The sequence below is a fragment of the Luteimonas notoginsengisoli genome, assembly GCF_042648885.1.
GTDB lineage: Bacteria > Pseudomonadota > Gammaproteobacteria > Xanthomonadales > Xanthomonadaceae > Luteimonas > Luteimonas notoginsengisoli.
Window position 1 is genome coordinate 1 of record NZ_JBHRYF010000002.1, and the last position, 11845, is coordinate 11845.

An 11845-nucleotide genomic window follows, 5' to 3' on the forward strand; every position below is an offset into this window, starting at 1 on the left:
ACCGCAGTACCCTTCAACCCCGGGCTCTCCCAGTAATGGTTGGTACGGCTACCGGGGGCAGGTCACATCTGCAGCGCGTGGACAGTTTGGAGCGGTGGCGAAAGCGACAGCCATAACGATGATGCGGCCGCCGGGCTCGGTTCCTGACGGAGAGCGGTGCATGGCGTTGAGATGGCGTCTCGGCGGCTCAAGCCCTGTTCTATATGGATGGGGGCCGTGCAAGGCGTCGGGAAAACGATATCGATCGATGGTCCGGGCACGAACCGGAGTAATGATGACCACTATGGGAGCGACCGACGCCGTAATGCCGGTATCTGGAAACGGAACCGTCAGCGTCGCCGGCGTGACAGGGTGATCGGCCAGGTGCAATGGGCAATCAAGGTCGCATTGCTCGTTGCCATCACCACGGAATTTCGCGCGGGCGGAAGCCTCGATCACTTGACCGGCGGAAAAGGTCCCGGCTTGCTCTGCCCGGCGAGATCAACGGGCCATCGCGCCGTCCACATGGCGCGTCGAAACCGCGAACTGTCGGCTGGGGGCCAGCTAGAAGACGGTTGGCGGCTCGGTTCCCACGATCACCACGTCAGCTGGGCGCCGCGCGAACAGGCCGACGCTCACCACGCCGGGAATCTGGTTGAGTTCGCGTTCGAGCACCAGCGGTTCGGTGATGGCCAGGCCGTGGATGTCGAGGATCCAGTTGCCGTTGTCGGTCACCACGCCTTCGCGCCAGACCGGCTGCGCGCCGGTCGCCGCGACGATCGCGCGTGCCACCAGGCTGCGGGCCATGGGAATCACCTCGATCGGTAGCGGAAACTTGCCGAGGACGGCAACCTGCTTGGAAGGATCGACGATGCACACGAACTTCTCGCTCGCCTCGGCAATGATCTTCTCGCGGGTCAGCGCGGCGCCGCCGCCCTTGATCAGGCACCTACGGGGGTCGCACTCATCGGCGCCGTCGACGTAGAGCGCGAGTTGGCCCGCGTGGTTGAGGTCGAGGACCTCGATGCCGTGCCCGCGCAGCCGGGCGGTGCTCTGTTCGGAACTGGAAACGGCACCCTGGATCCGGTGCTTGATCCCGGCCAGGGCGTCGATGAAGTACGCCACGGTCGAGCCGGTGCCGACTCCGACGAGCATGCCGTCCTCGACGTAGTCGATGGCTTTTTCGGCGGCGTATCGCTTTGCGTCGCTCATGTTGGGAACGTTCCGGGCTGGATTTCGAAAGCGTGGGGGCGGCCTGAGGATCGGCTGCGCTGGATCCGCCTCACGGCAGGGCGAGCAGCGTCTTCCACTGCGCGGCGCTGACCGGCAGCACCGACAGGCGCGTGCCTTTGCGGATCAGCGCGAAATCCTCCCCCAGCGCATCGGCATGGGCGCGGATGGTGTCCAGCGGGATCGGCGTAGCGAGCTTGCGCACGAATCCGACATCGACCAGGAACCAGCGCGGCTGTTCGCGTGTCGCCTTGGCGTCGTGGTATTTGGACTTCTTGTCGAACTGGGACGGATCCGGATAGGCAGTGCTGACGACTTCGGCGACCCCGTAGATGCCAGGGACATCGCAATTGGAGTGGTAGAGCAGCACGCCGTCGCCGACCTTCATGCCATCGCGCATGAAGTTGCGCGCCTGGTAGTTGCGCACCCCGGTCCACGGCTCGGTGCCAACGCGTTGCAGGTCGTCGATCGAAAAATCCGTCGGTTCGGATTTCATCAGCCAATAGCGCTTGCGTGGACTCATTCGACGTCTGGCGTGGCAAGGAAAGTGTCGCGCTCGGTGCAGACCGCGTCCATGGGGACGTCCCAGGGTTCGGCCGCGATCGCCTCGACCTGCTGGCTGGCGAACGCTGCGCCCACCAGCCATGGCGGCGCGGCGCGATCGCGCCGGAATGCGAAGCCACGATCGTACCAGCCGGCACCCATTCCCAGGCGGCGGCAGCCGGCGTCGAACGCGACCAGCGGCGCAATGACCAGGGCCATGTCATTCCCGTCGATCAGGTCGGCCGACGATACGTCGGGTTCCGGAATCCCGTAACGATTCGAAACCAGTGCGCCGCCGGGACGCCACGGCGCAAAGCGCAGGCGGTCGCCGTGCAGGACCGGCAGGCAATAAATGAGGCTCGAGGGCAGGCGCAACTGCCAGGCGTGCAAGCTGATCTCGCCGTCCATCGACCAATAGCCGGCCACATGGCCGTGCTCGGGGGTGAATGGCAGTGCGAGCAGGCGCTGCGCGATGGCTTCCGCCGCAGCGATGCGTTCGCTGGCCGGCGTGTCGCGGCGTTGTTGCCGGAGGGCCTGGCGCAATGCGCGGGCGTCGCGGCTCACGGGGTCACCGCCAACGGCGGTTCCGCGCCGGGCGCCACCCATCCATTCACGGGTGTGGTGGCGCTGGAAAATACGTCCTCCGCCATGTCGATGCATGCCAAACGACCTTGAACCCGGGGTTCAAGTGGGAGCGCCGGGATTCCATCGGGCTTACCGCTACGAGGCGGGCTTGCACACCCGGTTTCCGCTGCGCCCCCGTGGTCGTCATTAAGGGACAAGGCGTATGTTTGTGCACGCCGTCGATCACGGCAGAGGACGCGCTCGAAGTATAGCGTGCTGAGCGGTCCGACCGGATCCGCTTGTCGGCCGGCGTTCATCACGGGGAGCAGCGCCGGACTGCGCGTTGCCGCCGATGCCTCAGGCATCGAGCACTGCGTCCAGCTTGCGCTGGAGTTCGGCCAGCGTACGCGCGATCTCGCGGTCGCGATGACCCGATTGCTCGCGCAACTGCTGCAGTTCGTGCGCAAAATTGAGGGCGGCCAAGACCGCGACGCGATCGACCGCGGCCATTCGGTTGGCGCCGCGGACTTCGCGCATCCGGGTGTCGAGGAGCTTGGCCGCCGCCACCAGGCTGTCGCGCTCGCCGGGCTCGACCCCGACCGTGTATTCGCGGTCGAGCACCCGGATGCTGGTCGGCTCGCTCGCGCTCACGTGTGTTGCTCCAGCGACTTGAGCCGCGCGATCATCGCCTCGACGCGCGAACGCGCCTGTTCGTTCTTCGCCAGCAGCTGGGAACGTTCCCCGGCCAGCTGCTCCTGCTGCTGGCGCAGGCTCCGGTTTTCCTCGGCCAGCCGACGGGTGCGATCGGCGAGCGCGTCGAAGCGTTCGCCCAGGGCGCGCAGCTGTTCGATCACGTCGGGGCTGTCCATGCCGGCACGATAGGCACGCGGCGGGAGGCGGTCAAGGCGGCGCCCCTACCGCGACAGTGCGGGCCCGGCCCCAGTGCTGGATGAACGACATGCACTCGTGCGCGTCGCGCGGCGCGGAAACCCAGAATCCCTGGACCTCGTCGCAGCCCTTGGCCCGCAGGAAGTCGAACTGCGCCTCCGTCTCCACGCCTTCGGCGACGACATTCAGTCCCAGGGAATGGGCCATGGTGATCACCGTGCTGGTGATCGCGGCATCGTCCGGGTCGCGGGACAGGTCGCCGATGAACTCCTTGTCGATCTTGATGGTCGTGATCGGCAACCGCTTGAGGTAGGCCAGCGAGGAATAGCCGGTCCCGAAGTCGTCGATCGCCAGGGACACGCCGATTTCGCGGAATGCCTGCAGCTTGTTCGCCGTCTGCACCGCATTCGCCATGAGCACGCTCTCGGTGAGCTCCAGTTCCAGCGCGCTGGGCGGGATCCCGGTGTCTGCCAGGACCCGGCGGACCACGTCGGGGAAATTGCCGCGCAGCAGCTGCAGCACCGACATGTTGACCGCGATGCTGAGGTCGGCAAGACCGTGCTGGCGCCAGCGCTGCAGGGTCAGGCAGGCTTCGCGCAGCACCCATTCGCCGATTTCGAGGATCAGCCCGCTTTCCTCTGCGAGCGGGATGAACACGCTGGGCGGGATCTCGCCATGCTCGAGGCTGGTCCAGCGCAACAGCGCCTCGACGCCAGTGATGCGCGACGTCGCCAGCGCGAGCCGCGGCTGATAGACCAGGTGCAGCTCGCCGCGGTCGATGACCTTGCGCAGCGCGCCGGCGGTGGTGGCGCGCTGGCGGATCGACACGTCCATCGCGTCGTCGTAGCGGATGAAGGTGCGTCGACCCGCGGCCTTGGCCTGGTACATCGCGGTGTCGGCCTGCTTGAGCAGCTCGGTCGGAACCTGGCCGTGGTCCGGGTACACGCTGATGCCGATCGACGGCGAGATCGAGATTTCCTGGCGCTCGTCGATGATCAGCGGCGCCTCGAACGCCATGATGATCTCGCGCGCGGTCCGGTCCGCGTCAGCGAGGCTGTCGAGGTTTTCAAGCACGACGGTGAACTCGTCGCCACTCAGGCGCGCCACGGTGTGGTGCTGGCCCACGGTCTGCTGCAGGCGCACGGCGGCGGATCGGAGGATGCGGTCGCCGGCGGCGTGGCCGAGCGAGTCGTTGATGTCCTTGAACCGGTCCAGGTCCAGGAACAGGACCGCGACCCGGTTGTTCTCGCGCCGTGCACGCACGATCGCCCGCGACAGCCGTTCCGACAGCAGGGTCCGGTTGGGCAGGTTGGTCAGGGTGTCGAAGTTGGCCAGGTAGCGCAGTTCCTGCTCGGTGCGCTTCTGCTGGGTGATGTCGCTCAGCACCGCGACGTACAGCGGCGGTTCGCCCTCGGCTTCCTGCACGACGCTGGTCTCGATCGCGCAGAGGAACTCCTCGCCGTCCTTGCGCCGCTGCCACATTTCCCCGGAGAAGCGCCCCTGCCGCGTCGCGATGTCGCGCACGTGGCGATAGAACGCCTGGTCGTGCTGGGGGCTGTCGAGCAGGTCCGCGCCGCGGCCGGCGATCTGCTCGTCCTCGTAGCCGGTCATGCGGGTGAATGCCGGGTTGACGGACACGAACCGGAAGTCGCTGTCGAGCACCGTCACCGCTTCGTTCATGTGGCGCAGCACGGCGCTGGCGATGCGTCGCTCACGTTCGACGTGGCGGTCGTTGGTGATGTTGAGCGCGGTTCCCGCTACGCGCCGCACGCCGCCGTCGGCATCGCGCGCCACGACGCGGCCGCGCGCCCGGATCCAGACCCAGTCGCCGTGGACATCGAGCACGCGATGTTCGGAGCGGAACATCGGGGTCGCGCCTTCGAGGTATTTGCGCAGGCGCTCGCGCGCCAGCGGCAGGTCGTCGGGGTGGATCACCTGCGCGAGGTCGACCCGCTGGGGCAAGCGCGGCAGTCCGTCCGCGGACACCGTCTCGTCGGGCTGCGAACGGTGCAGCTTGTCGGCGACCAGGTCGTAGTCCCAGTAATGCTCGCCGGTGGCCCAGAGCGCGAGCTTCAGCCGCTCCTCGCGCTCCCGCAGTGCACCGACATAGGCTCGTTCGCTGCGCCGTCGCAGCGCCATCACGATGATCAGGGCCGCGCCCAGCCCAAGGACCAGCAGCAGGATCCCCAGCATCAGCAGGTCGGCGCGATCGATCAAGGTGGGCCCCTCCGCCGCCACGCGGCTTGCGGCAGTGTAATCCAGTTGCCTGCACGCCAAGCGGACGCGGCTGCACCAGTGGCGTTGCTACACTAGCGGCCCCGGTTTCCGGTCGCCTGCCTTGTCCGTGGTCCTGCCTTCCCTGCAAGAAATCGACGACGCGAGCCGCAGCCTGGGCCTTGGCGTCGGCGCGTCCGAGCTGCACGGCGCGCTGTGCGGCTGGCTGGCTGGCGGCGGTGGCGAGGGTCCGGAATGGCTGGGCAGGTTGCTGGTCGACGATACGCTCCCCGCGGTCGTCGAAGGCAGCGCCTTGGACCGGATGGCCCAGGCCAGCGCCGAACAGCTCGACGACCGCAGTTTCGGTTTCGCACTGTTGCTGCCCGACGATGACGCCGGGCTGGCCGAACGCAGCGGCGCGCTGTTCGACTGGTGCCGCGGCTTCCTGGGCGCGTTTGGCCTCGCGGCCGGCAAGGAACCGCCGTTGTCCGACGAAGGCCAGGAAGCGCTGGCCGACATCGCCCGGCTCGCCGCCGCGCGGCCGCAGGACGATGGCGATGAAGAGGACGAGGCCGCGCTCGCCGAGATCGAAGAGTTCGTTCGCGTGGCGACGCTGCTGCTGCACGGCGACTGTGCGCTCGGTCCGCGGCATCGCAGGAACCTCAACTGACCGGCGGGCACTGAAAGGCGAACGGCAGGCCGATGCGCTGGCCAGACGAATCGCCCGGACCGGTGCGCCCCGACTTTCCCGGAACACCATGGCCAGCAATCCCGTGATTCCCCGCACCAGCTATACGCGGCGCCGCAAGCAGCTGATGCGCATGGCGGGCAACGACGCGATCCTGGTGCTGCCCGCCGCGCCCGAACGCGTGCGCAGCCGGGATACGCACTATCCCTACCGCCAGGACTCCGACTTGCTGTACCTGACGGGCTTCCCCGAGCCGGAGGCGGTGCTGGTGCTGGTTCCGGGACGCAAGCACGGCGAGAACCTGCTGTTCTGCCGCGAGCGCAATCCCGAGCGCGAGGCCTGGGACGGCCCGCGCACCGGGCCAGAGGGCGCGGTCGAAGCCTTCGGCATGGACGACGCGTACCCGATCGACGATATCGACGACATCCTGCCCGGCCTGCTCGAAGGCCGCACGCGGGTGTACTACCACTTCGGGCGCGACACCGATTTCGACCTCAAGCTGATCGGCTGGCTCAACCGCGTGCGCGCGCAGTCGCGGCGCGGCGCGCAGTCGCCGCACGAGTTCCTCGAGCTGGGCCACCTGCTCGACGAGATGCGCCTGTTCAAGTCGCCCGACGAGCTCAAGCTGATGCGGCGTGCCGCGGCGGTCAGCGTCTTGGCCCACGAGGCGGCGATGCGCGCGGCGCGTCCGGGCGTGCGCGAGTACGAACTGCAGGCCGAGATCGAGCGCGTGTTCCGCGCCCACGACGGCCATCCGGCGTACGGCACCATCGTTGGCGCCGGCGCCAACGGCTGCGTGCTGCACTACATCGCCAACAACGCCCAGGCAAGGGACGGCGACCTGGTGCTGATCGACGCGGGCGCGGAAATCCGCGGCTACGCGGCTGACATCACCCGCACCTTCCCCGTCAACGGTCGGTTCACCAGGGAACAGCGCGCGCTGCACGACCTGGTCGGCGCGGCGCAGGCCGCGGCGCTGGCCCAGGCACGGCCGGGCGTTGCCTACGAAGCCGGCCACCTTGCGGCGGTCGAGGTGCTGACCGATGGACTGCTCGGCCTCGGGTTGCTCAAGGGCAAGCGGGCAAGGACCATCGCCGACGGCAGCCTCAGGCGCTTCTTTCCACACAAGACCGGACACTGGCTGGGCCTGGACGTGCACGATGTCGGTGACTACCGCATCGATGGCGAATCGCGCCTGCTCGAGCCGGGCATGGTGTTTACGATCGAGCCGGGTCTTTACGTGTCGCCAGGCGACACGTCGGTCCCGGCGAAATGGCGCGGTATCGGGATCCGCACGGAGGACGACGTGCTCGTCACCGCCGACGGCCACGAGGTGCTGACAGACGGGCTGGCGCGCAGCGCCGACGAGATCGAGGCGTTCATGGCGGCGCGGTGAGTCGCGGTCCTGATGCGTCGGGAGCCGTTTTTTCAGCCGCGAGGGCTCTTGCGAAGGCGAGCCTGCGACGAGCTCGCGGCTGAAGCCGCTCCCACAACCAGCGGTGGCTGCGCCCGGCGCCGACGCGGGCGCTACAACGATTCTTCGATCGAGAACTCGGTGCTGCCGGTAGTGCAGCCATGCGCGATGGCGCCGCGCTCGAGAGGAGGCGAGACACTCAACCGGCGATGGCGAACTCCTCGCGCGTCAGGTTCATCGGCTCGCCCTCGGTGCAGACCACGTCGTCCTCGATGCGGATGCCGCCGCAGGGACGGAACGCGTCCACGCGCGCCCAGTCGACGGCGTCCGCGTGCCCATCCTGCTTCAGCTTTTCCAGCAGCATGTCGATGAAGTAGATCCCCGGCTCGATGGTCACCACCATGCCCGGTTCGAGCACGCGGGTCAGGCGCAGGTAGGGATGGCCCTCGGGCTTGGCAATGGTGCCGCCGGCGTCGGACGCGGCGAAGCCCGCCACCTCGTGCACCTGCAGGCCGATGCCATGGCCAAGCCCGTGCGGGAAGAACGCCGAGCTCACGCCGCTGGCCAGGGCTTCCTCGGGCGACACCCGGATCACGCCGAAATCCTTGAGGATCGCGGACAGGGCGAGGTGCGCATCCAGGTGCAGCTGCTTGTAGTCCGCGCCGGCACGGACCTGCGCGCCCATGTTCTGCTGCGCGGCGTCGACGGCGTCGACCAGCGATTGGAATTCATCGCCCTTGTCCGCCGAGTAGGTCCGGGTGATGTCGCAGGCATAGCCGCCGTGGCTGGCGCCGGCGTCGATCAGGAAACTGCGCAGCGGCTTGGGCGGCAATCGCCCGAAGTCGGTGTAGTGCAGCACCGCGCCATGCTCGTTGAGGGCCACGATGTTGCCGTACGGAAGCTCGCTGGCCTCCTGTCCGGCGGCCTGGCAATAGGCCAGGTGGATGCCGAACTCGCTGGCGCCGGCGCGGAAGGCGCGCTCGGCGGCGAGGTGGCCACGCACGCCGCGGCGGGTGGCCTCGCGCATCATCGCGATTTCGTACGGTGTCTTGAACGCGCGGTGGTACTCGAGGTAGTCCACGACCGCCGGCGGATTGTTGGGGGCGAACGCGCCGTACTTGCCCAGCGCGCTCTGCGCCTCGCCGAGGATCGCGCAGCGGGCGGCGTTTTTCGGCAGGTGCTGCTGCGCCTCGACGGGCTCGCGGATCACCACCACGTCGAAGTGTTCGAGCCAGTATCCGTTCGGGGCTTCGGGCACCACGTGCCAGTAGTCGTGCGGCTGCAGGTAGACCAGGCGCGGCCTTTCGCCGGGCGTGTGCACCAGCCAGCTGCCGGGGTTGCGGGTCAGCGGCAGCCAGGCCTTGAACTGCGGGTTGACGGCGTAGGGATAGTCGCGATCGTCGAACAGCTGGTAGTGCAGGGTGCCGCTGGGGACGACCAGGTGCTCCAGCCCGGCGCGCTCGAGGGCGGCGTCGGCGCGGGATTTCATTACATTCAGATGCTCGGCATATAGGATTGCAGCTTCTGCATTCATCGGCGGGGCACGATGGAAGGGTCCGGGCATTCTGCCCCAACCGCGACACCGCTGCAGGCCGAGGAAGCGGCGGCGAAGTCGCTCCTCCTCGGCATGCCCGCGTGGTCCTTCGCGCTGCTCGGGCTGTTGGCCGGCTTGCTGGTGACCGGCGCCGTCGTGCTGCTCCAGCGCGGCAACCTGCAGGCGGAGGCGCGGCTGCAGGATTCGCAGGTTGCCCGGCGCAGCGTGGCGCAGGTGGAGCGCCAGCTGGAAACCAGCGGACTGCTGCTGCGCTCGCTGCAATCCGCGTTCATGGTCGACGACCAGATCGACCCGCGGCAGTTCGCCGACATCCACGACAACCTGCGCGCGCAGCAGGTGCTGCCGAGCCTGGTTGCCACGGTGTTCGCGCGTCGCGAGGATCCCGGGCAGCCCGGCGGCCGCCCGCGCTATCGCTACGAAAGCGTGGTTCCGCTGGCCGGCAATCGCAGCCTGGTGGGTTTCGACATGGCCGCGCAGCCGGCGAACCTGCGCGCCCTGCTGCGCGCCCGCGACAGCGACCAGCCGGTGATGTCCGGGGCGTTCCCGCTGCACCAGCCGGTCCGCGACCCGCGCGATGCGCTGGGCGTGGTCGTCCGGCTGCCGGCGTATCGGGCCGGGCCGCGTCCGCTGGACGTGGCGCAGCGGCGCGAGCGCGAGCTGGGGGCGCTGGGCATCAGCATGCGGGTCCGCCCGATGCTGCTGGCGGCGTTGCCTGGCGAAGCCCTGCGGCGCTATCGCGTGCGCGTGCTCGATACCACCGATGGCGCGAATGCGACGCTGTTCGATTCGGGCACGGGCGCTGTGCCCGACGCTCGCAGCTTCGGCGGCGACGTCGCGTTCGGAGAACGCCACTGGCAGGTCCTGCTGCAGCCGCTCGGACGCGGCTACGATGCGGATCTGCTGTGGTTGATGGGCGTGACCGGGACGATCGCCAGCATGCTGCTGGCGCTGTTGCTGTGGTCGGTCGCCACCATGCGCAGGCGCGCGGTGACCCTGGGGCGCCAGCTCGCCGAGCGCTATCGCGAAAGCGAGGAGCGCTTCCGGACCCTCAATGACCTGCTGCCGGCGCTGGTGCTGATGGCGCGGGCCGACGACGGCTGCATCGTGTACGCCAACGAGGCGGCATCGGTGCGTCTGGGCGAGGACGTGGCCGCAGGCGAGACCACGCTGATGGCGCTGTTCGAGGATCCGGCGCTGAAGGACGCGCTGTCCGCCTCCGCAGGCGGCGTGCAGTGGAACAACGTCGACGCGACGCTCAATACCCTGGGCGGCGACCGGTTCTGGGCCTCGACCTCGATCAGCCAGGTGCAGCTCGGCGGACTCGACAGGCTGCTGGTGGTGGCCAGCGATACCTCGGAGCAGCGGCAGCTCACCGAATTGCTGAGCTACCAGGCCACGCATGACGCGCTGACGGGCCTGTGCAACCGCCGCGAGTTCGAGCGCAGCGTGCGCCGGACGCTGCAGGCGGTCGCCCGCGGCGACGCGCCGGCTGCGCTGCTGTACATCGACCTCGACCAGTTCAAGCTCATCAACGACACGTCCGGCCATCTCGCCGGCGACCAGCTGCTGGGGCAACTGGCGCTGACGATGGCCGAGCACCTGCGCAGCGAGGACCTCCTGGCGCGACTGGGTGGGGACGAGTTCGGCGTGCTCGCCCAGGGCGTTTCCGTCGAACAGGCGCAGGCGTTGGCCGAGCGCCTGCGCACGCGCGTCGAGGGACTGGTCTTCGTCTGGGAGCAGCGCTCGTACACGATCAGCGCGAGCATCGGCATGGTCATGATCGACCGCGCCGGCATGAGTCTCGAGGACGTTTTCGCGCACGCCGATGCGGCCTGCTACATGGCCAAGGACCATGGCCGCAACCGGATCCACCTGTATTCCGCGCACGACGACGAAGCGGTGCAGCGCCGCGGCGAGATGGAGTGGGCCAATCGCCTGCGCTGGGTGGTGGACGAGGGCCGGCTGCTGCTCGACTACCAGGAGATCCTGCCGCTGCAGGGCCAGCCGGCGGAGGGCCCCTACATCGAGCTGCTGGTCCGTCTGCGCGACGAGGAGGGCCGGGTCGTGCCGCCGGGGGCTTTCCTGCCGGCAGCGGAGCGCTACGGGATGATGCCCTCGCTGGATCGCTGGGTGATCGGCGAGGCGATCGCGAACTTCGACCGCCTCCATGCCAGCGGGCGGGCGCCGGGACGCTGCGCGCTCAACCTGGCCGCGTCCACGCTCGAGGACGAAGGCCTGGCCGATTACGTGATCGACCTGATCGCCCGGCATGGCGTGGCGCCGTCACGGCTGTGCTTCGAGATCACCGAAACCGAGGCGGTGCGCAACCTGCTGCGTGCGGTGCGGGTGATGGAACGCCTGCGCGCGGTCGGTTGCCAGGTTGCGCTCGACGACTTCGGCGCCGGCATGTCCTCGTTCGGCTATCTCAAGAACCTGCCGGTTGACGTGATCAAGATCGACGGCAGCTTCATCCGCGAACTCGGAAGCGATCCGATGAGCCGTTCGATCGTCGACGTCATCACCGAGATCGGCCACCAGCGCGGGCTCGATGTCGTGGCCGAATGGGTGGCCGACACCGCGATGGTCGAACTGCTGCGTGAACTGGGCGTCGATTACGCGCAGGGTTTCGCGCTGCACCGGCCCGAGCGCGTGCTCTATCAGCGCGGCTGACGGATCGGACTCCTTCCGGACGCGAAGAAAAGTTCGCTACGGCTACGCAGCGCATCGATCGATCGGTTCCGCCGTAATCGCCCCCAGCACGCGGCCTGGC

General features: G+C 68.5%; 10 protein-coding genes and 1 other RNA gene. 3 read left to right on the forward strand and 8 right to left on the reverse strand.

The window, feature by feature from the left end; genetic code table 11:
* Positions 1 to 543: 543 nt before the first annotated feature.
* The 7 genes from rpiA to ACFOM9_RS05715 all read right to left on the reverse strand — a co-directional run bounded on the left by rpiA (position 544) and on the right by ACFOM9_RS05715 (position 5421).
* Positions 544 to 1191: a ribose-5-phosphate isomerase RpiA gene (gene rpiA / locus ACFOM9_RS05685; protein ID WP_386707412.1), complete on the reverse strand. Its 648-nt coding sequence runs from the start codon at positions 1189 to 1191 to the stop codon at positions 544 to 546.
* 70 nt (positions 1192 to 1261) lie between these two features.
* Positions 1262 to 1732: an EVE domain-containing protein gene (locus tag ACFOM9_RS05690; RefSeq protein ID WP_386707415.1), complete on the reverse strand. Its 471-nt coding sequence runs from the start codon at positions 1730 to 1732 to the stop codon at positions 1262 to 1264.
* Entirely contained in the window at positions 1729 to 2358 is a 630-nt protein-coding gene (locus ACFOM9_RS05695) for a 5-formyltetrahydrofolate cyclo-ligase (protein WP_386707418.1), read from the reverse strand. The genes ACFOM9_RS05690 and ACFOM9_RS05695 overlap by 4 nt, the downstream gene beginning before the upstream one ends.
* 30 nt (positions 2359 to 2388) lie before the next feature.
* Positions 2389 to 2574, reverse strand: a non-coding RNA gene (ssrS, locus tag ACFOM9_RS05700) — 6S RNA.
* Between the two features lie 99 nt (positions 2575 to 2673).
* Positions 2674 to 2967 carry a cell division protein ZapA gene (locus ACFOM9_RS05705; RefSeq protein ID WP_386707421.1) on the reverse strand — a complete coding sequence of 98 codons (294 nt, stop codon included), beginning with the start codon at positions 2965 to 2967 and terminating at the stop codon, positions 2674 to 2676.
* Positions 2964 to 3185: a TIGR02449 family protein gene (locus tag ACFOM9_RS05710; protein WP_386707424.1), complete on the reverse strand. Its 222-nt coding sequence runs from the start codon at positions 3183 to 3185 to the stop codon at positions 2964 to 2966. The genes ACFOM9_RS05705 and ACFOM9_RS05710 overlap by 4 nt, the downstream gene beginning before the upstream one ends.
* A gap of 31 nt (positions 3186 to 3216) precedes the next feature.
* A complete protein-coding gene (locus ACFOM9_RS05715) occupies positions 3217 to 5421 on the reverse strand; it encodes a putative bifunctional diguanylate cyclase/phosphodiesterase (RefSeq protein WP_386707427.1) in 2205 nt (734 codons plus the stop codon).
* A 127-nt stretch (positions 5422 to 5548) separates the two neighbouring features.
* On the opposite strand from ACFOM9_RS05715, the gene ACFOM9_RS05720 reads away from it, so the two are divergent.
* Positions 5549 to 6088 carry a UPF0149 family protein gene (locus ACFOM9_RS05720; protein ID WP_386707430.1) on the forward strand — a complete coding sequence of 180 codons (540 nt, stop codon included), beginning with the start codon at positions 5549 to 5551 and terminating at the stop codon, positions 6086 to 6088.
* Between the two features lie 88 nt (positions 6089 to 6176).
* Positions 6177 to 7502: an aminopeptidase P N-terminal domain-containing protein gene (locus tag ACFOM9_RS05725; protein WP_386707433.1), complete on the forward strand. Its 1326-nt coding sequence runs from the start codon at positions 6177 to 6179 to the stop codon at positions 7500 to 7502.
* Positions 7503 to 7719: 217 nt separating this feature from the next.
* Here ACFOM9_RS05725 and pepQ read toward each other — a convergent pair whose 3' ends face one another.
* Positions 7720 to 9054 (reverse strand): Xaa-Pro dipeptidase, encoded by a 1335-nt coding sequence (gene pepQ / locus ACFOM9_RS05730; RefSeq protein WP_386707436.1) that lies wholly within the window; start codon positions 9052 to 9054, stop codon positions 7720 to 7722.
* 93 nt (positions 9055 to 9147) lie between these two features.
* Here pepQ and ACFOM9_RS05735 point away from each other — a divergent pair, with 93 nt between their 5' ends.
* Positions 9148 to 11745 (forward strand): bifunctional diguanylate cyclase/phosphodiesterase, encoded by a 2598-nt coding sequence (locus ACFOM9_RS05735; RefSeq protein ID WP_386707439.1) that lies wholly within the window; start codon positions 9148 to 9150, stop codon positions 11743 to 11745.
* The last annotated feature ends 100 nt before the right edge of the window (positions 11746 to 11845 follow it).

Bases quoted from the DNA above. Each gene is read 5' to 3' on its own strand.
- rpiA (WP_386707412.1), bottom strand. From the start codon at position 1,191: ATGAGCGACGCAAAGCGATACGCCGCCGAAAAAGCCATCGACTACGTC.
- ACFOM9_RS05690 (WP_386707415.1), bottom strand. From the start codon at position 1,732: ATGAGTCCACGCAAGCGCTATTGGCTGATGAAATCCGAACCGACGGAT.
- ACFOM9_RS05695 (WP_386707418.1), bottom strand. From the start codon at position 2,358: ATGGGTGGCGCCCGGCGCGGAACCGCCGTTGGCGGTGACCCCGTGAGC.
- ACFOM9_RS05710 (WP_386707424.1), bottom strand. From the start codon at position 3,185: ATGGACAGCCCCGACGTGATCGAACAGCTGCGCGCCCTGGGCGAACGC.
- ACFOM9_RS05725 (WP_386707433.1), top strand. From the start codon at position 6,177: ATGGCCAGCAATCCCGTGATTCCCCGCACCAGCTATACGCGGCGCCGC.
- pepQ (WP_386707436.1), bottom strand. From the start codon at position 9,054: ATGAATGCAGAAGCTGCAATCCTATATGCCGAGCATCTGAATGTAATG.
- ACFOM9_RS05735 (WP_386707439.1), top strand. From the start codon at position 9,148: ATGCCCGCGTGGTCCTTCGCGCTGCTCGGGCTGTTGGCCGGCTTGCTG.